Here is a 22,974-nt window from a genome sequence, read left to right on the forward strand (position 1 = left end):
CTAGTGGTTCATCACAGTGGTTTTGACTCTTTGGCGGCAACTGGATAGGCGCGACCGAGTTTGGCGCGGGCTTTGTCGGTTGTGAACATCCATTTGATGCGGTCTCGCGCCTTGTTTCGCTGCCGTTGCCATGCTGCGATTTCTTTTCGAAGCCTTTTGGGATCGTCGATGCGACGGCCGAGACACTGGCGCTGCAGCACGCTGATCTCGCACTCGACCATATTGAGCCAGCTGGCGTGTTTCGGGGTGTAGTGGAACTCGAGGCGGCGCAGGATGCGACGGGCCTCGGCAGGCGCAAATGCCTGATATAGCGCGCCGGCCGTATGAATCGACAGATTGTCCTGCACCACACGGATGCAGGCGGCATTGGGATAGTGGACGTCGACGAGTTCGCGCATGCAGTGCGCGTAGTCGACCGCGGCGCGGTGGTCTGTAACCTTGACATTGCGCCAGCCGCGATGCGGATCGAAGGTGACGAAGAGATTGACGGTACCGTTGCGGCGATATTCGTAATCGTAGCGCTCGCGCTGTCCCGGTTGGGCAGGGATCGGCTGGCGTACCTCGCCGATCAGCTGGACTGGGGTCTCGTCGAAGCAAACCAGGGGCCGCTCGGGATCCGGCGCCTCGGCGTAGAGATCGAGCACATCCTCCATCCGGGCGACGTATTCGCCGTCGACATGAGGAATGCACCACATATCCCGGCGCCACGGCTTGAGGTCGTTGTCGGCCAGCCGGCGGCGCACGGTCTCGCCCGACAGGCTGGCGTGATCGGTGAGCTTGACCATCGCGTCGGCCAGCAATGTCAGCGTCCAGCGTTTGCGGCCGGCGGGCGGCTTGGCGCATGCCGTCGCCACCAGCAGGGCCTCTTCCTTGCCTGTCAGCTTGCGTTCCGCGCCCGGACGCGGCTCCTCACTCAAGGCCCGCTCCAGATTGCCTTCTACGAAACGGCGTTTGGTCCGGCCGACGGTGGAAAGGCTGACCCGGACGGTTCGGGCAATCTCCGCGTCGCAGCTGCCTGAATCGGCCGCCAGCACAATCTGAGCCCGTTTGAGTTTGCGGGCGGAATGCGTGCCGCCGCCGAGCATTGCCGTCAGTTCGTCCCGCTCGGCTTGGCTCAATTCGACCCGATAACGTACATTCATGCTTCGCCTCCTTGTCGGAGGCCGGGACGAATCCAGCTATGAGTCAAAAATCAGGCGCGCACTTCACCGAGAAGCAGGGACACTATCTCGCTTTCATCCATACCTACTCGTACATGTTCGGACAGCCGCCCGCCGAGGCCGACATCCAGCGGCATTTCCGCGTCAGCCCGCCGTCAGTCCACCAGATGATCCTCACCCTCGAACGCAACGGGTTCATTCGTCGCCAGCCCGGCGTCGCTCGAAGCATCGAGATCCTCTTGCCACCCGAAAAGTTGCCTATCCTCGGATGGCTCGGTATCAAAACGTCAAAATCACTGTGATGAACCACTAGTGCTTCGTTCCGGCGGACATGTTCATTGGCATGCCCGAATGGTGATCGTGCGCCGGCGGGGGAGTGAGCTGCGGCTGGGTCTTCGCCGGCGTGGTATCGGTCGCGGGCTCGCCGATCGCAAGCTTCATGGCGGCAATCTCCTGCATCTGGTCGACGATGATCTCCTGCGCGATACGCCGAAGCTGTTCGTTCTTGCCGTAGCGCAGCTCGATCACGGCCATGTCGATGGCGCCCTGATGATGCGGGGTCATCATCGCGACGAAATCGCGATCGATGTCGCCGGTCGGCTTCGCCGCCATGTCGTTCATCATCTTGGTCATCGCCGCATCGTTCTCCTTGAGGAACGCGCTCTCATCGGCGTTGAGCGCCGCGGGCCGGCCGGCCGGATGGCTTTCGTGAGCAAGAAGCAGCGACGGAACAGCAAAGGCCACGAGCAGCCGTGCGCCGAATGCGGCTGTGGCGAGACCAGGTCGCCGAACGGCGAGCGCCGTCGCGAGCTTGCGAAAATTTGACCTGTGCATTCTGAACTCCGCGGGTGTTGCATGGAGGGATGGACGTCTCGCAACGCCTGTTATTCCGTCGCGGCTTCGAGATTTTCGCCGGCTCCGATCGTGGTCATCCCAGCAGCAGGGATGAGAACGGATCATCGGCCGGGTTTTGAGGTTGCGGCCTGAACGCGTGCGGCGCAAAAATCGGGGCCGATCTGTGGATCTGCGATCGCTCCGCGGCCCTGGCATGGACATCTCTGGGGGTAGCCGCGACAGCGGCGGGCGCGGAAAGCACACTGGCGCCAAGGGCCAGCGTCGTGAAGACCAGAACAGCACATCGTGATTTTCCAACGGTCATTTCGATTCTCCGTCCTCTGGCAACACCGAAGCGCGTTGCTTGAAGGGGAGACGTGCCGGGGCCACGTCCTATTCCGTCGGGATGACCAGAAATTCCGGAGGGCGGGGGCGCGGGTGCAAAAAGTGCAGGCGTTACAAACACTAAGCATCGCCGGGAAATCCGATCACATGAACGTCAGCGTTGCCGGCATGCACACCCGCTGTTGACGAGATGGTGAAGTCGTTCGGGAGGCGCGTGATCGGCCGAGCGCCTACGGGCGAGCGATGCAGATGCGCCGACGCTGGCCGCGGGAGCCGCGCCTTCGGCACCGCCGATGACAAGCCCCCGCGCAATCCGCGCATTCCCGGATTTCGCTGCGCCGCGTGCGCGCTATGATCCTGCAGAAGGCGCCGCCCCGTGTCAGCCTGGCAGCGCCGAAGATTGACCATCGACGGCGGTGAGCTGAGCCTGTAGCTACATTGCGTCGGCGGGGCGGCCGCTCCCGCGGCCGGAGCTTGGTATTGGGCTAATGAAACTCAGGGGCGTTCTGACGCTCGCGATGGCCTTGCAGGCTGTGGTGACCGCCGCGGCGCTGCTGGCGTCCTATGCCTTGCCTCGCACGGCCGAACCGCAAGCGTTCGGCCCCGCTCAGCTCATCGCGCTGCTCGCAAGCGGCATCATCGCGCTCCTGCTTGCGCTGTACTGCGCGCGCCGGATCGAGAGCCGGCAGAAGAAGCTCGCCGAATGGCAAATGGCCGGCGACACAGAGGCACGTCGCGCACACGCGGAAAGCGAACGACAAACGCAAGCGGTGATCGCAACCGCGCTCGACGCCTTCGTCCAGACCGATGAAAACGGTATCTTGGTGTCGTGGAGCCCGCAGGCCGAAGCACTGTCGGGGTGGACGCGCGCGGAGGCGGTCGGACGCGACGTGGTCGACCTCGTCATTGCCGAGCCGCTCCGCGATGCGTTCAGGTTGCGCGTGAAGCGGCGCATGTCCGAATTGTCGGAGGCCCCTGGCGGCATGCGCTTCGAAGTGGTCATGGTCCACAGGAACGGCGACGAGATCCTGGTCGAGGCGTCCAGCACCGGCCTGCGCCTCGACGGGCGCTACATCGTCAACACCTTCGCGCGGGACGTCACCCGCAAGCGCGCCGCCGAGGAGCAGCTGATCCAGGCGCAGAAGATGGAGGCGGTCGGCCAGCTCACCGGCGGCATCGCGCACGAGTTCAACAACATGCTCACCGTCATCACGGGCACGATCGAGATCCTCGCCGAGGCCGTGAAGAACGATCCGCATCTGTCGACCATCACCAAGCTGATCAGCGAAGCGGCCGACCGCGGAGCCGCGCTGACCTCGAGCCTGCTTTCGTTCGCAAGAAAGCAATCGCTGCTGCCGAGCGAGATCGACGTCAACGAGCTGATCGAGGAGGTGGCGAGACTCCTGCTCGCGACTTTCGACAAGACGATCGAGATAGCGATCAAGCTCGATCACGAGGTCTGGCCGGCGCTCGTCGACAAGGGGCAATTGAGCTCGGCGCTCCTCAACCTCGCGCTCAATGCCCGCGACGCGATGGCGGGCGGCGGCAAGCTCACGATCACGACGAGCAACGTCGTGTTCGGGGTGCGTGACGCTGCGGCGGCCGGCGTCGGCTATGCCGGCGACTATGTCGAAATCGCCATCACCGACACCGGCACCGGCATTCCGCAATCCAACCTCGGCAGGATTTTTGATCCGTTCTTTTCGACGAAGGAGGTTGGAAAAGGCACCGGGCTCGGGCTCAGCATGGTGTTCGGTTTCGTCAAGCAGTCCGGCGGCGGCATCAAGGTCTTCTCCGAGGAGGGCCGGGGCACGACTTTCAGGATCTATTTGCCGAAGGCGGAGACCGGCGCGCACCGCGCGACGGGCGACAGCGCGCACAGGATGGTCGGCGGGCACGAGACCGTTCTCTGCGTCGAGGACGACCACGACGTCCGCAATTACATGACGCTTCAGCTCAGGAGTCTCGGCTACAAGGTCATCACCGCCGCCAATGCGGCCGAGGCCCTCGCCATTGCCGCCGAAGGCACGCCCTTCGACCTCCTGTTCACCGACATCGTGATGGCCGGCGGCATGAATGGACAGGAGCTCGCCGAACGTCTGGTCGCCGCGCGGCCGTCATTGCGGGTCCTGCTCACCTCGGGATACGCCTACGACTCGCTGCATGCGCCGGGACGCGCCGGGCATGGCGCGCCGCTTCTGACCAAGCCCTACCGCAAGGCCGAGCTCGCGCGCATGCTGCGCCGCTGCCTCGACACCGCCGTCGATTCCGTCGGCGATCCGATCCCGCTGCCCTACTCGGTCCAGCCCGAGGTTGATCGCTTCCTGCGCAAGCAGACGTCCGACGAGATCGGCACGACGCGATCGCGAAAGTAGGCCTTCCCCGCTAGCTCATCCTCCGCCTCAGCGTCGCCGAGGGCGTCTCGCCGAATTTTGCGCGGTAGACGCCGGCCATGCGGCTCAGATGCGTGAAGCCGAGATCGAAGGCGATGTCGGTGATGGAGGCATCGGGCGCAGCTTGCGACAGGCGAGCGTGGAGATGAGCGAGGCGGATGTCGCGCAGCATCTCCGAGATCGACAGGCCGAAATGCCGGCGGAAGCCGAGCTGCAGCGCGCGGATGCCGATGCCGGACACGCAAGCGAGCTGCGCAAGCTCGAGCGGCTCGGTGGCATTGTCCGCAAGATAGTCCCGCGCCGCGCGAAGCGCGCGCGGCAGGCGTTCGGCCTGACCCGAGAACGTCGCGATCGCATCGGACAGGTCATGCCGATGGCGATTGAGAAGTCGGTCGAGCAGCGTCTCGCGCCAGTCGGCCATCGCGACCGGCGAAATCCTGCCGGATGGTCCGAGACGTTCGGCCAGCGTCATCAACGCCTCGACCTTCATCTCGAGGCCATGTGCTGCCGGTGCGCAGAGGTCGATGACCGAGTCGAATTCGACAGCCGCGGCCGCCCGGCCAGACAGCGCCGCAGCGCGTTGCTCGACCATGCGGCGGTCGAGCAGCAGGATCGCCTGCGCGCAGTCGGTCCACACCATCCGGGTCGGGATCGTCGGCGACAACAGCGAGGCCGCCCGTCCCGGCGCGGTCGCGATCTCGCCGGCGCCGACGCGTATCCGGGCCGTACCCTGCAAGGGAATCTGAACCAGGAAGAAGCGTTCGAGGCAGCCGGGATCGATTGTGACCGATCCACCATAGCTGACATAGCTGATCGAGAAGCCGTCGAAGACCGCGCAATTGTGTCGCGCCGAGAAGCCGGACGCCCGCGCCTGCATCGGCTTGAGATCATGCGGACAGAAAATGCGCCCGACCTGCTCGGCCGCCTCGTCGACATCGGCCGTGCTGACGCGGGCGAACGCCGCGAGCCTTTCGGCACCGGACCGGCACGCGCTCATTTCCAGCTCGGCTGCGGACATCAGCGACCACGCTTCCCGTCACGGAATTGTTTTAAGCCTATAATAGTTCCCGGCCGCCCGAAAGAGCCGTGTCGCAAAATCGTCGTGCTGCACGGCAGCAGCCAAGTCCGATGCCATGCCCGGATTCGTTTAGCGGATAGACAGCGGGATGCGCGTGGCCGAAGCTCCACCCCCGCCGGAATCCATGAGGAGGCGAGCCATGACTGCACTCGAAAAGGGCATTACTGCGAACGGCACGGGCTATGGCGGCAAGAGCTGGAACATACTGGGCCAGCTCTATTTCCCCAAGGCCATCACCGACTCCACCTTCGCGTTCGAGACCAACAGCGAGCCCGGCCAGTTCGTGCCGGTGCACATCCATCCGACCCAGGACGAGTTCATCCTGGTGCAGGAGGGCGTGCTCGACCTCAAGCTTGACGGCCAGTGGGTCAAGGCCAAGGCCGGCGACCTCGTGCGCATGCCGCGCGGCATCCCGCACGGCTATTTCAACAAGTCGGACAAGCCGTGCCGCGCGCTGTTCTGGGTCTCGCCGATGCAGAAGCTGGAGGCGCTGTTCAATCAGCTTCACAATCTGACCGACCCCGCCGAGGTCGTTCGCATCTCGGCCCAGCACGAGGTCGACTTCCTGCCGCCCGAGGCCAACGACTAGGTAGCCGGCCCCGGCGTCTCTTTTCGTTTGACGGCAGGTCCACCCGGCCGCGCATTGCGCGCCGAACGTGGACTTGCGCCTCAAGGAACACCTGAAAGCAAACCCGATATGCGAGCAGTCCCATGGTCAGCCCCAAGCATGTCTGCGTAATCGGCGCCGGCGTCTCCGGCCTTGCCGCCGCAAAGGCGTTCTCCACCCGCGGCCACCGCGTCACCATCATCGAGCGCAGCGGCGATCTCGGTGGCGTCTGGGAGCCGGCGCGCTCCTACCCGGAGGTGCAGACCCAGAGCCCGAAGGAGCTCTATCGCTACACCGACCGCGCCATGCCGGAAGCCTATCCGGAATGGCCGACCGGACCGCAAGTCCATGCCTATCTCACCGACTACGCGAGGAGCTTTGGCACCGACCGCATGCTGCGGCTCAACACGGCCGTCGCCGGCATGGCGCGGCGCGCCGACGGCAAGCCGGGCTGGACCCTCGCGCTGACCGGCAAGGATGGCGCGACCACGAAAGAGGATTTCGACTTCGTCGCAATCTGCACCGGGCAGTTCAACGAGCCGCGCGAGCTGCACTGTCGCGGCGAAGGCAGCTTCCTGGACCAGGGCGGACAGATCCTGCATTCGTCGAAATACAATGACCCGCAGCTCGCGAAGGGACGCCGCGTCGTCGTGCTCGGCGGATCGAAATCGGCGACCGACATCGCGGTGAATGCCGTGAAGGCCGGCGCGCGCGACGTGACCATCGTGATGCGCGAGGCGGTCTGGCGCATCCCCTATTTCATCGGCGGGCTCGTCAACTTCAAGCGCATCCTCTACGTCCGCGCGCAGGAGCAGATGTTTCCGGGCTGGGGCGCGAGCGCGATGGCCCGCCTCGCCCATCGTCTCGCCGCGCCCATGGTCTGGGCGAACTGGCGCGGGCTGGAAAGCCTGTTGAAGGCGCAGCTCAAGCTCAAGGCATGCGGGATGGTGCCGAAGGAGCGCATCGAGGACGGCGTCAACTGCTCGGTGCCGATCGCAACACCCGGTTTCTATCCGATGGTGGCCGACGGCCGCATCAAGGCCGTGTTCGGCAGCTTCGATCATTATGAAGGCGACACCATCGTGATGAGCGGCGGCGAACGCGTGCCGGCCGATGTCGCGGTGCTCGCGATCGGCTACAAGCTCGGCGTGCCGTTCCTGCCCGCCGCGTATCAGGAGAAGCTGGTCGATGCGGACGGGCAGTACCGGCTCTATCGCCTGATCGCCAATCCCGATCTGCCGGAGCTCGGCTTCGTCGGCTTCAACTCGTCGTTCTGCACCGTGCTCTGCGCCGACCTCGCCGCCAACTGGCTGGTCCGCTACGCCGACGGGCAGCTTGCGCGCCAGCCGACGGCTGAGCAGATGCGCGACAACATCGAGATGATGCTGCACTTCAAGCGCGTCGAGCGGCCGGCCGCGGGCGTCTATGGCGGTCTCTGCGTCGCGCCCTATCACTATCGTCATTTCGACGAACTGATCGCCGACATCGGCGCGAAGGAGCACAAGCGCAGCGGCCTCGCCGAACGCTTCCTGCCACCGGACGCGGATGCCTATGCGAGGTACCTCGCCTCGGCGCCGGATTACCGGGCAGTGGCGTGAATTGCGGCTGATGGGGATTTTGCATCTCGCCAGCCCTCGTGTCTGATGCTTACGATCCCTTGGGCCATCGAATCGACAAGCCCTGGGGAACCCGCCATGGGACCGAGATGTCTTGCCGCCGCAGCGTTGGCGGCTCTTGCCTTTCTCTTCGCGGCGCCCGCTATTGGACAGCAGGCCGCGTTGACCGCCAAGCAATCGGATGCGCTCGCCGCCTATGATCGTGCGCTCGCAAGTTTCAAAGCAGTCCTCGCCGAGCGGCGCGGCCAGATCGAGGCGAAGCAGCCGCTGCCGAACCTGCCGGGACAGGCGCTCTATCTCGCGCGTGTCGCCGTAATCAGCAGCTACAAGAATCTCACGGACGCTGTCCCGTCCAGGATCGGCAAGCCCAACAAGTTCGAGATTCCGCCGGCCTATTTCGACGCCGAGATCGAGCCGCTGGTCGACGAATATGGGCGGCTGTTCGACATCATGGAGGCGCCGCCGGCCGACGCGCAGAGCTCGGCGACGCCGTTCAAGGATGTCGTCGATCTCGCCGTTGCGATCGCGCGGGCCAAGGGACTGTCGCCGGCGCAAGCTGACGCCGCCGGCCGCATCAGCCTGGGGCTGTTCTTTGCGGAGACCAACGGCAAGCAAAATGTCCGCAATGGGCGCTCGAACACCTACATGGGCAGCCTGCAGACGGGTCCGTCCGAAGACCGCAACGGCCGCAGGAAATGGGAGGCCATCAAGCCGGCGATCGCGGCGGCCGATCCCGACTTGAGCGCGCGCGATGACAAGCAAGAGGCGCGGGCCCGCGGCACCGATCACCGCTTCAATCACTGGACCAACGTGCGCGACGGGCTCATGAACGCGCATGCGGAGCTCTTCGCGGAGATCCCCGCGATCGTGAAGGTGCTGCCGGATCCGATCGACCAGATGAAGCTGTTCGAGCTGATCCAGATCGTCCCGACGCCGACGCGGTCGGCGCTGAGGTCGGGCAACCTGCTGGACTACAGGGTGTCCGATGCCACGGTCATGAGACATCTGCGCAACAACAGCATCTTCGCCTTCGGACAGGCCGACAGAGCGCGAACGTCGGCAAGCTTCCGCGATATCCTCGGCGCGATGTGGCTGTTCAACCGGAAGTTCGAGCGCGCGATGGCGAAATACGCGGAGATCAAGGCGCGGTAAGGATCGACAGGCCACAGCGAGCCGATTCGACATCTGCCACCGGAAATTGCATGATCGTGATCCGAACTCTCGAGGCGCGGTCTTGGGAGCATCAGATGCTGCCAGCCTAACGGGAAGTCTCATGCGCTTGCTTATTCTCGGCGGCAGCCAGTTTCTCGGCCGCGCAATCGCCGCCCATGCCTGCGCCGCCGGCCATGACGTCACCTGCGCGTCGCGCGGGCTTGCGGGGCCGATCGCGGCGGGCGCCCGCTTCGTTCGGATCGATCGCGATGTGGCGGACGGTCTTGCGCCGCTGACCGGCGAAGACTTCGACGCCGTGGTCGATGTCTCGCGGCATCCGGGCCAAGTCCGCCGCGCGGTCGCGGCGTTGAAGCGGCCGGCGGTGCACTGGACTTTCGTCTCCACCGTCAGCGTCTATGCGGACAACCGCACGCCGGGGCAGCGCGCCGACACGGCGCCGCTGCGCGAGCCCGCCGCGCATGACGTCGAGCAAAGCACCGAGGCCACCTATGGTGCCGCCAAGGTCGCCTGCGAGAAGGCCGTCGGCGACGATGCCTTCATTTGCCGGGCGGGCCTCATCGCCGGGCCGGAGGATCCGACGGGACGGTTCGCCTATTGGCCGGCACGGCTCGCCCGCGGCGGCGAGGTGCTCGCGCCGGGAACGCCGGACGATGCCGTTCAGTTCGTCGACGTGCGCGATCTCGCGCAATGGATCGTGCATGCGGCGGCGGTCCGCCAGACCGGCACCTATGACGGAATTGGACCGATCCTCACCCGCGGTGAACTGCTGGCCGCTTGCGCATCCGCGGTGGGGTCATCCAGCATCTTCACCTGGGTCGACCGCACATTCCTCGAAGCGCACGACGTCAAACGTTGGGCGGGCCCACGATCGCTGCCGCTGTGGCTTCCTCTGCCCGACTTCGCCGGCTTCATGACGCGCGACACCTCGCCGGCGCGCGATGCCGGCCTGACGTCGCGGCCGCTCGCGGTCACTGCGCGCGACACGCTTGACTGGCTTCGCACCAGCCATGGGCCGGTCGTCGGCCTCAGCGCTGATGAAGAGCAGGCCGTGCTCGCCGCATGGCACGCAGCCAGAGCGACTTAAAGCGCGATGAAAGTCATCGCGCTTTAGCTTGTTGTTTGAGCATGATCTTTCCGGAAAAGCACTGCACACTTTTCCGGATCATGCTCTAATTCTGCGCCTTGTAGCCGTCCGTCAACGTCTTCAGGAAGGCGATGATGTCTTCCTCGTCCTGCTCCGTCATCGCCGGCTTGTCGCCGAGATGGCGATCGAAGGGCGGATCGCTGACATCGACATTGGCGTGATACTTCGCCGGCAGGTCGTCGTATTTCTGCACGGTGCCGTCGGCGGAGCTCGGGAAGACCTTTTTCGGATTGGTATCGCGAAAGTTATAGAAATCGAGCACGTCCTTCAGGCTGCGGAAGACGCCGTTGTGGAAGAAGGCGTGGCGGGTTGCGGTATTGCGCAGCGTCGGCGTCAGGAACATGCCGCAATATTGCGTCTGCTCGGCGACGTCGGTGCGCTGCGGGCCGCAGACGCCGAGGTCGAAATGGCCGGGATCGCGATTGCCCTCGAGCGCGGCGTTGCGCGGCGCGCCAAGCGCCTCGTATTGGTGATCAGTGAAGAGCGGCGGCAGCCCGTCGCGGGTCGGCGCCGAAGTGTGGCAGCCGGCGCAATTGGCCTTGTCCGGATTGTTGAAGAGTTGCAGGCCGCGCAGCTCGCTCTCGCTGAGCCGCGCCTTGCCCTCGAGCCAGTGGTCATACTTGCTGCTGTAGGGATGAAAGCTCACTTCTTCGACCTGATAGCGGGCGACGGCGAACATCGCTTCCGCCACCAGCAGCCGCTGATTGTCGAGGACGCGGGCCCCGAACAGCTCGACGAAGCGCTGGACGTAGGGCGCGCGGCGCAGCTTGCCTGCGACCACTTCGACGCTGCCGCCATCCATCTCGTTGGGATCGAGCAGCGGAAACAGCGCCTGCTCCTGCAACGTGTCGGCGCGGCCGTCCCAGAACAGCCCGCCTTGCGGCACGATATTCGCCGCCGCTCCTGTGCCGCCTGCGGTTTTCGTCGCGCGTGCGCTCTGCGCGCCGAGCGCGGCCATCTGCGCGAGGTCGATGATGTTGTCGTCATCGCCCTTGTCGGGGCCGATGCTGAAATTCGGGTGACGCTCGAGATAGGTCAGCGACGGCACCGCGCGGGCGCCCTGGCGCCCCAAGGTGGCGCCACCGAGCATGACCGGCCCGTCATTGGGCGGTCCGTAAGCGTGATCCGGGCTGTGGCACGATGCGCATGACAACGCGCCGGACGACGAGAGCGATGCGTCGTAGAAGATGTCCTTGCCGAGCTGCGCCATCGCCGAGAGCGGAGCCGTGGGCGGATGCCTGAGATGAACCGGATTCGGGTTCGCGCCCGCCAGGCTCGCCTCTGCAAGTCCTTGCGTCTCGACGGCAAAGACGGCGCCGGCCAGAGCGAGCAGGCCGGCGCCGAGAAGCCACAAAGTGCGGCTGTTCATATGACCAATGGTCCTAGTGGTGGTGATGCTCGTCCGGCGGGCTGACGATCGGCGTGCCGGAGGCCGGATCGAGGAACAGCATATCCGCGCGGAGGTCGCGGCCATGGTCCTGATCGAAGTCGAACAGGTCCATGATCGAGCCGGCGCTGGCGTCGAACGAGCCGCCGCCGAGACGCTCGCCGCGCAGCCAGTTGTCCTCGATGAACCGCACCACGGAAGCCTGCGAAATGTAGGTGCTGCTCACGTGGTTGTTCTTGGCGAAGGGCGAGACCACGATGAAGGGAATGCGCGTGCCCGGACCGCAGCGGCCGTTCACGGGCTTGCCGTTCAGCCCCTTCGGCTGAGGCTGCTTGTCGGCGCCGAGACCGCAGAGCCCCGGACCGTTGACCTGATCGGCGGTCGGATCGTAGGAGGCGCTCTTCGGCGCAACGTACTGGTGATCGTACCAGCCGTCGGAGTCGTCATAGGTGATGATGACGGCGGTCTCGCGCCACTCCGGCTGCTTCTGCAGGAAGTTGATCAACTCGACCGTTCCCACCTGCTCGTCGAGCGGATCGGAGTAGCCGGCGTGGCCATCCTGGAAGGCCGGCAGCTTGATGTAGGAGACGGCCGGGAGATTGCCGGCCTTCACCGCTGCGTAGAAATCCTCGAGATCGTAGTTGTGGTTGGCCGGATCGACCGTCTTGCGGTCCATCGCATAGGTATGGCCGATCGCCTGCACCGAGCTCGGCCGCGCATGGGTCGGGTTGGCGGTCGACTTGTAGTACTGGAACCAGGCGTGGTGCGGAATGTAGTCCGCGGTGGTGCCATTCACGGTGCTCGAGAAGGTGCTGCGGCCGCAGCCTGTGGTGCCGTTGTCATTCTTGAGCGTCAGGTCGAAACCGCCCATGAAGCCGCCCCAGCTGATGTGCTCGGCATTGAGCAGGTCGCCGATGTTCTTGCCGTCCATCAGGATCGTGCTGGTCGTGCTCGAGCAGGTATCGATGCCCGGATCGGTGTCGCCGATCAGGGTCAGGCCGCCCTGGCCATCGGGAACGGTCTGCGTGGACGTGCCGACGATGTTCTTCGCACCGTTGGTCTGGCCGGCGATCACCTCGAGCATGCCGGGCGTCGACGGACCAAAGGTGTCGGTCCAGGCATTGTCGCTCATGGCAAAATGCTGAGCGTAATGCCAGAAGGCGGTGACGGTGTTGCCGTCGAAATAGCCCATCACCTGACCGTTGGTACCGAAGGCGCCGGCGCCGCCGGCGGTGCCGCGGCCGGTGAACTTCGGGAACAGGTCTTCCTTGCCGTTGTCGACGGCCTCCTGCTCGGGCGTGTAGGCGTGGTTCTGCGAGCGCGTGTTGGCCTGAGTGCGGTCGAGGCGGAACGGGTCGGTCGCACCGTTGCCGTTGGCCTCGTTGAGGTTCGGGTTATTCACCAACAGGTTGGCGTTGGCGAGGTTGTTCACCTTCGGCGTATGCGGCTTCGGCACGAAGGGGATCGAGCCCGACGGATTGGCCGCATTCGGATAGGTCGCGAAATAGTGGTCGAACGAGCGGTTCTCGTTGAAGACGATCACGAGATGCTTGATCGGTGTTTCCGTATGAATGTTGTGCGGATGGCGGTGGCGATCCTGATCGTGTCCGCGATCTTGATCGCGACCGAAATCGTCCGCGAGGACCGGAATGCTGCACGCAAGTGTCGTCGCGGCTGCGAAAACCGCAGCCGTTGAAAGAAGTTTGGATTTCATCGCTGTTTTGCCCCGAAGGAATGAAGCCGACGTCGGGAACGCTAACGACGAGCAATGACAGAGCTGTGTCAGTTTGACGCGTGAGACACTTTGCGCACTAGCGCAGACAAATTTTTTTACGGGCGCGTCATGAGACGGCGCGCCACATGATCAAGAGATGACAGGATCAAGACAACGGCAGCGCTACTCGGTGCGGATCGGCGAGTCCTTCAAGCCATTATTATCATAGGCCTTGCGCAGCGTGCCATTCGTCGTCGCCTCCGTCATGAACTTGGTGACGAACGCCAGCGCCTGCGGATGGTCGAGGGGCACGGCGACGGCCGTCACGGTCTTCTTGAAGGTCTCGTCCAGCACGCGCGTGCCGGGAATCTTCTGCGCCATCTTGTTGAGCTGGTCGCGTGACAGCGCGAAGGCGTCGACCCCGCCGCTCTTCAGAAGCTCGAAGATCTCATCATAGGTCTGATAGCCAGTGACCTTCGCATTCTTCAGATGCGCGATCGCGCCGCGCATCGTGGTCGTGTTGTTGACGGCCGCAACCTTGGTGCCGGGCTGGTCGAGCGCGGCGAAGCTGGTGATATCGGAGCCGGGCCTGACGATGTAGGTGGCATCCGCGACCTCGTAGATCGGACCGAACATCATCTTACTCTCGCGCTCGGGATCCTTGGGCAGAAAGGTAACGTCCCAGGTGCCTCTCGCAGCGGCGTCGGTGATCTGTCCGGAATTCTGGTGCACGACAAATTCGACGGGCACGTCGAGCTGAGCGGCCATCTCCTTACCCAGATCGACGGGCACGCCGGCATAGCCGGACTCGGTCTTGGTCGACCAGAACGCGCCGCCCGCCGGGCTGATCGCGATCGCGACCCGCAGCTTGCCGGTCGGTGCAATCTCGTCCTTCAGGCCGTCGGCTAGCGCGGGCATGGCGATCGCGGCCGCGAGAGCAAGGCCGGCGCAGGCCGACCAGAGTGGCGTTGGCATGTCATTGTTCTCCTCGGCACTTCTTCTTTTCTGCCCGCGTCCATCATCGCACGGCCTCAGACACAATTCTGGTCGATCATGCCGCCCGGTGAAAAGCCGTTTGTCTTTATTTTGGCGCATGACAAATCTGTCAGAAGCCACGCGGCCCGCTGCAGTGCAAGGCCGCGGACTGCCATGGCTATGGTGTTCCACGGCTGGTCATTTGTTGATAGCCTGCCGCACCGACAGACAGCCATCGGGGGCCACCGAATGACGCGCGCCAATTCCGCCAGTCCCGTTCGACACAACGGACGATGGGGACATATCGGACCGGCGCTGGCCGCCGCAGTGGCCGTGGTCGCGCTCGCCGGCTGCGAGGACAAGAACACGTTCGTGGCGCCGCCGCCGCCCAAGGTGGACGTCGCAACGCCCGTGCAGCGTTCGGTAACGCGCTATGTCGAGGCGACCGGCAACACCGCGCCGATCAAGAGCGTCGATCTCGTGGCGCGCGTGCAGGGCTTTCTGCAATCGATCGACTACCAGGACGGCACCTTCGTCAAGCAGGGCACCCAGCTCTTCACGATCGAGCCGGAGACTTACAAGCTGAAGCTCGAGCAGGCGCAGGCGGCCGAAATCGGCGCGCAGGCCACGCTCAAGCAAGCCGAAGCCGATTTCAAGCGGCAGGCCGAGCTCGTGCAGCGCCAGGCAGTCTCGCAGTCCACCCTCGACACCTCGACATCCACCCGCGACAACGCCCAGGCCAACCTCCAGCAGGCCCAGGCCAATACGAGGCTTGCCGAAATCAATTACGGCTATACCAAGGTCAGTGCCCCGTTCGACGGCATCGTCAGCGCGCACCTGGTCTCGATCGGCGAGCTCGTCGGCGTCTCCTCCCCGACCCAGCTCGCGACCATCGTCGCGATGGACCCGATCTATGTGAACTTCACGGTCAACGAGCAGGACGTCCTGCGCATCCGTGCCGAAGCGCGCCGCCGCGGGCTGACCATCGCCGACCTCAAGCAGTTGCCGGTCGAGATCGGCCTCCAGACCGAGACCGGCTATCCGCATGAGGGCCGGCTCGACTATGTCTCGCCCACCCTCAATTCATCGACGGGCACGCTTGCAGTGCGCGGCCTGGTGCCGAACGACAAGCGGGTGTTGCTGCCCGGCTATTTCGTCCGCGTCCGGGTTCCCTCCGACCAGGACACGAATGCCCTGCTCGTTCCCGACACCGCGCTCGGCAGCGACCAGGGCGGCCGCTACCTCCTCGTGGTCAACAACGACAACATCGTCGAACAGCGCAAGGTGCAGATCGGTCAGCAGGACAACGGACTGCGCGTGATCGAAAGCGGCCTGAAACCGGACGACCGCGTGGTGATCGCAGGGCTGCTGCGGGTGATTCCGGGGCAGAAGATCGATCCTCAAGTGACGAAGATCGAGCAGCCGCAGGCGTCTGCCAAGTAGGAGCCGCCGGCCATGATCTCAAAATTCTTCATCGAGCGGCCGGTCCTCTCGAACGTCATCGCGCTTCTGATGATCCTGATCGGCTGTGTGGCGCTGTTCAACCTCGCCATCGCGCAATATCCGGACGTGGTGCCGCCGACGGTGCAGGTCACGACGCGCTATCCCGGCGCCAGCGCCAAGACCGTGATCGACACCGTCGCGCTGCCGATCGAGCAGCAGGTCAACGGCGTCGAGGACATGCTCTACATGCAGTCCTACAGCGGCTCCGACGGCACCTATACTCTGACCGTCACCTTCAAGATCGGCACCGATCTCAACTTCGCGCAGGTGTTGGTGCAGAACCGCGTCTCGAGCGCGCTGTCGCAGTTGCCGCAGGCCGTGCAGAACCAGGGCGTCACCGTGCAGAAGCGGTCGACCTCGATCCTCCTGTTCGTGACGCTGACCTCGCCGGACTCCCGGTTCGACAGCCTCTTTTTGAGCAACTACGCCACCATCAACATCCGCGACGAGCTTTCGCGCCTGCCCGGCGTCGGCAACGTCACGGTGTTCGGCGCCGGCCAGTATTCGATGCGGGTGTGGCTCGATCCCAACAAGCTCCTGGCCCGCGATCTGGTGCCGCAGGACGTCATCAACGCGATCCAGCAGCAGAGCCAGCAGGTCTCCGCCGGCCAGGTCGGCGCGCCACCGACGCCGCCGGGACAGGCGTTCCAGTACACACTCAACGTCAACGGCCGGCTCGACGACACCACCCAGTTCGAGAACATCATCGTCAAGACCGGCTCGAGCGGCGACGTCACGCGCGTGCGCGACGTCGGCTGGGTCGAGCTCGGAGCGCAGACCTACAGCCAGATCTTCTCGCTCAACAAGCAGCCCGCGACCGGCATCGGCGTGTTCCAGTCGCCCGGCGCCAACGCGCTCCAGGTCGAGCAGGCCGTCGAGAAGAAGATGGCGGAGCTCGCCAAGCGATTCCCGGAAGGCATCAAATACGACACGCCGTTCGACACCACCAAATTCGTGCAGGCCTCGGTGCACGAGGTCTACATGACGCTGATCGAGGCAGGCCTGCTGGTGCTGGTCGTGATCCTGGTGTTCCTGCAGGACTGGCGCGCGATGCTGGTGCCGGCGACGACGGTGCCGGTCACCATCATCGGCGCCTTCGCCGCGATGGCGGCGCTCGGCTTCACCATCAACATGTCGACGCTGTTTGCGATCGTGCTTGCGATCGGCATCGTGGTCGACGACGCGATCGTCGTGGTCGAAGGCGCCGCTCACAACATCGAGCAGGGCATGAACGGCCACGACGCCGCGATCAGGGCGATGGACCAGCTGTTCGCTCCGATCGTCGGCATCACGCTGGTGCTGATATCGGTGTTCCTGCCGGCCTCGTTCCTCGCCGGCCTCACAGGGCGCATCTATTCGCAATTCGCGCTGGTGATCGCCGCGACCGCGCTGCTCAGCGCCATCAACGCAGCGACGCTGAAGCCGACGCAGTGCGCGCTCTGGCTGCGGCCGGCGGTGCCGCCGGAGCAGCGCAATGTCTTCTACCGCGGCTTCAACGCCGTCTATAACCGCGTCGAGCGAGGCTATATCCGGCTGATCGGCGCCCTGGTCAGGAACGCCACGGTCTCGGTCGCGGTAGCATTGGTCCTGATCGGGATCGGCGGCTATGGCCTGTCGCGGGTGCCGACCGGCTTCCTGCCGATCGAGGACCAGGGCTATCTGATCGCCGCCGTGCAGCTGCCCGACGGCGCCTCGCTCGAGCGAACCCAGACGGTGCTCGACGAAGCGAGCGAAATCATCAGACAGACGCCGGGCGTCCAGCAGGTCATCACCATTGCCGGAATCTCCGCGCTCGACAACAGCGCGAGCCTTGCCAATGCCGGTGTCGCCTACATCATCCTGAAGGACTGGGAGGCGCGCGGCAAAGGCGAGGATCTGCGCTCGCTGGTGTACGGGCTGAACGACAAGATGGCGACCATCATGGAGGCGCGCACGCTGGTGCTGCCGCCGCCGCCGATCCAGGGCATCGGCAACGCGGCCGGCTTCTCGATGCAGGTGGAGCTGCGCGACGGCAACAGCGACTTCGCAAAGCTCCAGGCGATCACCGGCGCGATGGTCTCCAACGCCCAGAGTCAGAGCGCGCTGCAGCGCGTCTCGTCCTCGTTCCGCTCGTCGGTGCCGCAGTTCAATGTCGAGATCGACCGTGTCAAGACCCAGACGCTGCATGTGACGACGGACCAGGTGTTCTCGGCGCTGTCGACCTATCTCGGCTCGTCCTACGTCAACCAGTTCAACAAGTTCGGCCGCGTGTTCCAGGTCTATACGCAGGCCGATCCGGCGTTCCGCGTCACCGAGCGCGACATCGCCAACATGCAGGTGCGCAACTCGAACGGCGACATGATCCCGATCGGCACCGTTGCCCAGATCACGCCGGCAACCGGGCCGTCGCTGATCAGCCTCTACAATCTCTATCCGTCGTCGACCATCGTCGGCCTGCCGGCGCAGGGCTACTCCTCCGGCCAATCGCTTGAGCTGATGGAAGAGATCGCGGACAAGACGCTGCCGCCGGGCACCGGCTATGAATGGACCGCGATGTCCTATCAGGAGAAAGCCGTCTCCAACCAGATCTACTGGGTGTTCGGCCTCGCGATGCTGCTGGTCTATCTCGTGCTCGCCGGCCAGTACGAGAGCTGGTACGCGCCGATTTCGGTGATCCTGGCGGTGCCGCTGTCGCTGATCGGGCCGATGCTGATCCTCAACGGCCTGAAGATCGACAACAACCTCTATTGCCAGATCGGCCTGATCCTCCTGATCGCGCTGTCGGCCAAGAACGCCATCCTGATCGTCGAGGTCGGGCTCGAGCTGCACGTCCGCGACGGCAAGCCGCTCCTGGAATCGGCGATCGAGGCGGCGCGCGCCCGCTTCCGCCCGATCCTGATGACCTCGTTCGCCTTCATCCTCGGCGTGGTGCCACTGGTGCTCGCGACAGGCGCCGGCGCCAGCGCGCGCAAATCGATCGGCATCACGGTGTTCTCGGGCATGCTGGCCTCGACCTGCCTCGCGGTGCTGTTCGTTCCGGCCTTCTTCGTGGTGGTGCAGCGCTTCGAGAACTGGCGCTCCTCGAAGAAGAAAGCGCCGCTGGCGCAGCCGGCCGCGGAGGTGAAGTCCTAAAGCACGGCGAGATCGTCCGCTCCTCACCTCTCCCCAGCGGGGAGAGGTGAACCGAGTTCAGGCCTTTTCCGCTGACGCCGGGCGAGCTTCGCCGCTCGACACCAGGAGAACCGAGGCCTTCGATTGTCTGAGCACGGCGTTGGCGACGCCGCCGAAGGAGAGGTGATCGGCCTGGATCCGGTCGACGCCCATGACCACGAGATCGACATCCGTGGTGTCGATCTCGCGCAGGATCGCAGCTTCAGGTGCCCGGTTGACGGGCAAGGTCGTTGTGATCTCGACCTCGTAGCGGGCGGCGAGGTCGCTGGTGTCCTTGAGGATGCCCGCCTCCTGGCTCAGGCCGCGCGACGTGCCGCGCTGCGCGCCCTTGTCCCGTGTCGTCGCCACATAGATTACGCGGAGCGAGCCTGATCCGGCCTGCGCCAGCGCGACCGCGACCTCGGCGCCGCGCTTGGAGACGCCGCTGCCCGAGACCGGCACGAGGATGTTGAGCGTATCGGGCATCGGCTGCTTGAGGTGCTTGCCCTTCGCCGCGACGATCGCAAGCGGCCCTTCGAATTCCGCGGCGATATCCTCGATCCTCCGATCGAAACGATCCCTGGTCGCGGTGACCTTGTCGACGCCGACGACCAGGAGATCGAAACCCTTGCGCGCTTCGTCAGCGATCGTCTCGCCCAGCTCCGCCCGTCCGGTACGGGTGATGACATCGACACTGCCGGCATCTGCCTTGCCATGGTCCGACACCGCTTCAGCCGCCTTCTTCACCACGGTTTCGTGGCTCTCCTCCTGGCCCCGCCCCTTCTCCTGCTCATTCGCGCGCCGGCCGATGTGCAGCACGGTGATCGGCAGGCCGCGCATGCCGGCAATCAGGCCCGCGACGTGGGCGGCAAAGGTGGCGTTGACGCTGTCGTCCACTGCCAATAAGGACCGCTCGAGATTGGCGACGAAACCGCGCCTCTCGAACTCCTCGCGCTCCAGCCGCTCCTTCTCGTCCCTGCTCATCGGCAGTTCGGCGAGCGCCGCGCGCAGCATCGGCGGCATCGCCATCGTCGTCACGATCGCCATCGTCACGATCATCGTGAACAGGTTCTGGCTGAGCACGCCGATGGAAAGACCGATGGTGGCGATGATCACTTCGGTCGAGCCGCGCGCGTTCATGCCGCTCGCGAGCGCCAGCGACTCCCGGTAGTTCAGGCCGCCCACGGTGCCACCGACGAAGGCGCCGCCGAACTTGCCGACGCTGGCGATCAGAACCAACAGGCCGGTGAGCATCAGGAGATCGGGATCACGCAGCACCGAGAGATCGGCGCTGAGCCCGGCAAGACCGAAGAACACCGGCATGAAGAAGCTCGAGATCAGCCCGCGCAGGCGCTCGTCGATCTGCCGGGTCAGGATCGGGGACTCGCCGACCAGGATGCCGGCGACGAAGGCGCCGAGCACGGTGTGTACGCCGATCAGATGCGTGATCAGCGCCATGGTGCCCATCAGCAGCAGGATCACGGTGATGACGGGCGCGGTGCTGACCAGGGTGTCGTTGGCCCAGCGGATGAGATGAAACACCAGGCGGCGGCCGATGGTGAAGCTGACGACGAGGAAGGCCAGCGTGCCCAGCACGGCCTTGGCGACCGAGACCACGTCCAGCGTGCCTTGCGAGGCCAGGCTGAAGATGACGGCGATGATGATCCAGCCGATGGTGTCGTCGATCACGGCGGTGGCGACGATGATCTGCCCGACATTGCGCCGCATGAAGTTCATCTCGCGAACGACGACCGCGACGATCTTCACCGACGAAATCGACAGCGCCGTGCCCATGAACAGCGAGGCCACCAACCTCTGCTGCGGATTGGGCAGAAGCGCATCGGGCAGGAACTCGCCGAGCACGAAGCCGCAGGCGAAGGGAACGACGATGCCGGCGATCGAGATCGCGATCGCCGCCCTGCCGATCTTCCTGACCAACTTGAGATCGGTCTCCATGCCGGTCAGCAGCAACAGGAGCAGGATGCCGAACTGGGCCACGCCGTCGATCATCGCCTTCTGCTCGGGCGTCTTCGGGAAGATCGCCTGTTGCGCCTCCGGCCAGATCCAGCCGAACAGCGACGGCCCGAGCAGGATGCCGGCGAGCAGTTCGCCGATCACCGAGGGCTGGCCGATGCGCTGCATGAGCTCGCCGAGACCGCGGCCCACGGCAATCAGGAGCACGATCTGCGCCACCAGGAGGAATTCGGACGGACCTGTGGATCTGCCGCCCTCGGCACTGGCCGCGACGGTCGTAAGGGCAAGCGCCGCGGGGACGAGGCCGACCGGTCGGAGCAGGCTCCACTGCATGGAGGTGTCCTTCCCCTTCATCCGCCTCGGCAACGTGCCGGTAGCGACTGGGGATAGAACCCGCGGGAGGCGAAGGGAGTTCCCGCCTCCGCGCCGGGGGGTACGGGCGCCTCATCAAAAAACGCGAAAACAACCCCATGCAAAGTAGAACGACGCTGCCGGCGGCGACCCCAAAGGCGCGCCAAGAACGCGTTTGACATGTCGGGCAAAACACCAGCACTATTGCAGCATGGGCCGGCATGAGCGACGCGCCGCCACATCCCCTGTCATTGTGAGCGCGCGCCTCCGTCATTCCGGGGCGTCGCGCAGCGACGAGCCCGGAATCCATTTGCCCACGGTCTCTGCGGCCCGATGGATTCCGGGCTCGCGCCTATCGGCGCGCCCCGGAATGACGAAAGGAGCGAAGCGACCCAGTATCCTTCCGCGGCGTCACGCCGGCTGCGGCGTTCTGATCTCGCGGGGCAGGATGATCGCCGCCGCGATCGCCAGCAGGCAGAGACCGGCAAAGGCATGCAGCATGGTGACGAAACCGCCCTGCTCGTAGAGCCAGGCGACGAGGCCGACGGAGGCACCGGCCGCGGTGAAGCCGACGAAGTAGCGCACCGCATAGGCGCGTGAGCGCCACTCTTCCGTGGTGTACTTGCCGACCATGGCGTCATTGACGGTGACCTGCCCGAATGCGCCCATGACGATGCCGATCGAGACCACGATCAGCGGCAGGTTGGAGAGGCTCGCCGCCAGATACAGGAACGGCGCCAGCATGAAGGACAGCGGCAGCGCCACCGTTTTCAGCGAGTAATGGTCGAGCAGCCGGCCGATCGTGTACTGCGTCATCGCGCCGAACACGTAGACGCCGGCCGCGATGACGCCGAGCAGCGCCGGGCTCTTGGTGAGATCGGCGAGCCGCTCCGCGAACAGCTTTGGCAGCGCGACGGTGACGGCGTTGAACGTCGTCGAGATCGCGATCACGACAATCAACAGCGACAGGGCCACGCGCCACATATCCTGCTTCGCCACCCGTGCCTGGGCTGCCGCCTGCTTGCTGCCCTTGCGATCCTCGTGCACGACGGTCATCGCGAAGGCGATGCCGATCAGTACGGTGACCACGCCCGGAACGATGAAGGCGCAGCGCCAGCCGAGATATTGGCCGATCACGCCGGTGACCAGCGCCGAGGATGCAACGCCGAGATTGCCCCAGACGCCATTCAGCCCCATCTCGCGGCCGAGCTTGTCGGCGTAGGACACGATCATCGCGGTGCCGACGGGATGGTAGATCGAGGCGAAAATGCCGATCGCGAGCAGCGCCGCACCGAGCTGCGTTGGCGTCTGCACGAAACCGACCGAGATCATGGAGGCGCCGATGCCGATGAAGAAGATCAGCATCATGTGGCGGCGGCTCCAGCGGTCCCCGAGCCAGCCGGTGAGCAGCGATCCCGCGCCGAAGGCGACGAAGCCGGGCGTCGCGTAAGGGAGGAGCTCCGAATAGGCCATGCCGAGCGCCGGCCCCATGATGATCACCGCGGCGGCAAAGATCAGCATTGAATAATGGTCGATGAAATGGGCTCCGTTGACGAAGCCGATCACCCGGCCGGGGCTGTTCATAGACGAA

At 64.9% G+C, this 22,974-nt stretch carries 16 protein-coding genes; 8 read left to right on the top strand and 8 right to left on the bottom strand.

Translation table 11 applies throughout. The annotated features are described in order from the left end of the window. Positions 1-11: 11 nt before the first annotated feature. Positions 12-1,142, bottom strand: a complete 1,131-nt coding sequence (locus AXW67_RS31025; RefSeq protein ID WP_063675747.1) for an IS630 family transposase — start codon at positions 1,140-1,142, stop codon at positions 12-14. A 38-nt stretch (positions 1,143-1,180) separates the two neighbouring features. On the opposite strand from AXW67_RS31025, the gene AXW67_RS31030 reads away from it, so the two are divergent. Beyond that, entirely contained in the window at positions 1,181-1,462 is a 282-nt protein-coding gene (locus AXW67_RS31030; protein WP_063675745.1) for a LexA family protein, read from the top strand. Between the two features lie 7 nt (positions 1,463-1,469). On the opposite strand, the gene AXW67_RS31035 is transcribed toward AXW67_RS31030, so the two are convergent. After that, positions 1,470-1,994: a DUF305 domain-containing protein gene (locus tag AXW67_RS31035; RefSeq protein ID WP_063680982.1), complete on the bottom strand. Its 525-nt coding sequence runs from the start codon at positions 1,992-1,994 to the stop codon at positions 1,470-1,472. 833 nt (positions 1,995-2,827) lie between these two features. On the opposite strand from AXW67_RS31035, the gene AXW67_RS31045 reads away from it, so the two are divergent. Then, complete coding sequence (locus tag AXW67_RS31045; protein WP_063680984.1) at positions 2,828-4,714, top strand: ATP-binding protein; 1,887 nt, start codon at positions 2,828-2,830, stop codon at positions 4,712-4,714. Between the two features lie 10 nt (positions 4,715-4,724). Here AXW67_RS31045 and AXW67_RS31050 read toward each other — a convergent pair whose 3' ends face one another. Further along, a complete protein-coding gene (locus AXW67_RS31050; RefSeq protein ID WP_063680985.1) occupies positions 4,725-5,750 on the bottom strand; it encodes an AraC family transcriptional regulator in 1,026 nt (341 codons plus the stop codon). 199 nt (positions 5,751-5,949) lie between these two features. Between AXW67_RS31050 and AXW67_RS31055 the strand changes: the two genes are divergently transcribed. From AXW67_RS31055 to AXW67_RS31070, 4 genes are all read left to right on the top strand, one after another. Further along, positions 5,950-6,399, top strand: coding sequence for a cupin domain-containing protein (locus tag AXW67_RS31055; protein ID WP_027556789.1), 450 nt, complete (start codon positions 5,950-5,952; stop codon positions 6,397-6,399). Between the two features lie 122 nt (positions 6,400-6,521). After that, complete coding sequence (locus AXW67_RS31060) at positions 6,522-8,015, top strand: flavin-containing monooxygenase (RefSeq protein WP_063680986.1); 1,494 nt, start codon at positions 6,522-6,524, stop codon at positions 8,013-8,015. Positions 8,016-8,111: 96 nt separating this feature from the next. Next, on the top strand, positions 8,112-9,185 hold the full coding sequence (locus AXW67_RS31065) for a hypothetical protein (RefSeq protein ID WP_063680987.1): 1,074 nt from the start codon (positions 8,112-8,114) through the stop codon (positions 9,183-9,185). A 121-nt stretch (positions 9,186-9,306) separates the two neighbouring features. Further along, positions 9,307-10,290, top strand: coding sequence for an NAD-dependent epimerase/dehydratase family protein (locus AXW67_RS31070; protein WP_063680988.1), 984 nt, complete (start codon positions 9,307-9,309; stop codon positions 10,288-10,290). 85 nt (positions 10,291-10,375) lie between these two features. Here AXW67_RS31070 and AXW67_RS31075 read toward each other — a convergent pair whose 3' ends face one another. The 3 genes from AXW67_RS31075 to AXW67_RS31085 all read right to left on the bottom strand — a co-directional run bounded on the left by AXW67_RS31075 (position 10,376) and on the right by AXW67_RS31085 (position 14,426). Beyond that, positions 10,376-11,719, bottom strand: a complete 1,344-nt coding sequence (locus AXW67_RS31075) for a cytochrome-c peroxidase (protein ID WP_063680989.1) — start codon at positions 11,717-11,719, stop codon at positions 10,376-10,378. A 13-nt stretch (positions 11,720-11,732) separates the two neighbouring features. Continuing rightward, a complete protein-coding gene (locus AXW67_RS31080) occupies positions 11,733-13,451 on the bottom strand; it encodes a phospholipase C (RefSeq protein WP_063680990.1) in 1,719 nt (572 codons plus the stop codon). A 183-nt stretch (positions 13,452-13,634) separates the two neighbouring features. After that, the gene (locus AXW67_RS31085) at positions 13,635-14,426 is read right to left on the bottom strand and encodes an ABC transporter substrate-binding protein (RefSeq protein WP_063680991.1); all 792 of its coding nucleotides are present in this window, start codon (positions 14,424-14,426) and stop codon (positions 13,635-13,637) included. A gap of 249 nt (positions 14,427-14,675) precedes the next feature. Between AXW67_RS31085 and AXW67_RS31090 the strand changes: the two genes are divergently transcribed. Together AXW67_RS31090 and AXW67_RS31095 are read left to right on the top strand one after the other, a co-directional pair. Then, complete coding sequence (locus AXW67_RS31090; RefSeq protein WP_063680992.1) at positions 14,676-15,869, top strand: efflux RND transporter periplasmic adaptor subunit; 1,194 nt, start codon at positions 14,676-14,678, stop codon at positions 15,867-15,869. A 12-nt stretch (positions 15,870-15,881) separates the two neighbouring features. Continuing rightward, positions 15,882-19,040: an efflux RND transporter permease subunit gene (locus AXW67_RS31095; RefSeq protein WP_063680993.1), complete on the top strand. Its 3,159-nt coding sequence runs from the start codon at positions 15,882-15,884 to the stop codon at positions 19,038-19,040. A gap of 57 nt (positions 19,041-19,097) precedes the next feature. On the opposite strand, the gene AXW67_RS31100 is transcribed toward AXW67_RS31095, so the two are convergent. Then, on the bottom strand, positions 19,098-21,365 hold the full coding sequence (locus tag AXW67_RS31100) for a cation:proton antiporter domain-containing protein (protein ID WP_063680994.1): 2,268 nt from the start codon (positions 21,363-21,365) through the stop codon (positions 19,098-19,100). A gap of 429 nt (positions 21,366-21,794) precedes the next feature. Beyond that, complete coding sequence (locus AXW67_RS31105; protein ID WP_063680995.1) at positions 21,795-22,967, bottom strand: MFS transporter; 1,173 nt, start codon at positions 22,965-22,967, stop codon at positions 21,795-21,797. Positions 22,968-22,974 lie beyond the last annotated feature (7 nt).

The sequence above is a fragment of the Bradyrhizobium neotropicale genome (genome assembly GCF_001641695.1).
Taxonomy (GTDB): Bacteria; Pseudomonadota; Alphaproteobacteria; order Rhizobiales; family Xanthobacteraceae; genus Bradyrhizobium; species Bradyrhizobium neotropicale.

What these genes read in the sequence shown, in the direction of transcription:
- AXW67_RS31025 (WP_063675747.1), bottom strand. Translation starts at nt 1,142, where the DNA reads ATGAATGTACGTTATCGGGTCGAATTGAGCCAAGCCGAGCGGGACGAA.
- AXW67_RS31030 (WP_063675745.1), top strand. Translation starts at nt 1,181, where the DNA reads ATGAGTCAAAAATCAGGCGCGCACTTCACCGAGAAGCAGGGACACTAT.
- AXW67_RS31035 (WP_063680982.1), bottom strand. Translation starts at nt 1,994, where the DNA reads ATGCACAGGTCAAATTTTCGCAAGCTCGCGACGGCGCTCGCCGTTCGG.
- AXW67_RS31045 (WP_063680984.1), top strand. Translation starts at nt 2,828, where the DNA reads ATGAAACTCAGGGGCGTTCTGACGCTCGCGATGGCCTTGCAGGCTGTG.
- AXW67_RS31050 (WP_063680985.1), bottom strand. Translation starts at nt 5,750, where the DNA reads ATGTCCGCAGCCGAGCTGGAAATGAGCGCGTGCCGGTCCGGTGCCGAA.
- AXW67_RS31055 (WP_027556789.1), top strand. Translation starts at nt 5,950, where the DNA reads ATGACTGCACTCGAAAAGGGCATTACTGCGAACGGCACGGGCTATGGC.
- AXW67_RS31060 (WP_063680986.1), top strand. Translation starts at nt 6,522, where the DNA reads ATGGTCAGCCCCAAGCATGTCTGCGTAATCGGCGCCGGCGTCTCCGGC.
- AXW67_RS31065 (WP_063680987.1), top strand. Translation starts at nt 8,112, where the DNA reads ATGGGACCGAGATGTCTTGCCGCCGCAGCGTTGGCGGCTCTTGCCTTT.
- AXW67_RS31070 (WP_063680988.1), top strand. Translation starts at nt 9,307, where the DNA reads ATGCGCTTGCTTATTCTCGGCGGCAGCCAGTTTCTCGGCCGCGCAATC.
- AXW67_RS31075 (WP_063680989.1), bottom strand. Translation starts at nt 11,719, where the DNA reads ATGAACAGCCGCACTTTGTGGCTTCTCGGCGCCGGCCTGCTCGCTCTG.
- AXW67_RS31080 (WP_063680990.1), bottom strand. Translation starts at nt 13,451, where the DNA reads ATGAAATCCAAACTTCTTTCAACGGCTGCGGTTTTCGCAGCCGCGACG.
- AXW67_RS31085 (WP_063680991.1), bottom strand. Translation starts at nt 14,426, where the DNA reads ATGCCAACGCCACTCTGGTCGGCCTGCGCCGGCCTTGCTCTCGCGGCC.
- AXW67_RS31090 (WP_063680992.1), top strand. Translation starts at nt 14,676, where the DNA reads ATGACGCGCGCCAATTCCGCCAGTCCCGTTCGACACAACGGACGATGG.
- AXW67_RS31095 (WP_063680993.1), top strand. Translation starts at nt 15,882, where the DNA reads ATGATCTCAAAATTCTTCATCGAGCGGCCGGTCCTCTCGAACGTCATC.
- AXW67_RS31100 (WP_063680994.1), bottom strand. Translation starts at nt 21,365, where the DNA reads ATGCAGTGGAGCCTGCTCCGACCGGTCGGCCTCGTCCCCGCGGCGCTT.
- AXW67_RS31105 (WP_063680995.1), bottom strand. Translation starts at nt 22,967, where the DNA reads ATGAACAGCCCCGGCCGGGTGATCGGCTTCGTCAACGGAGCCCATTTC.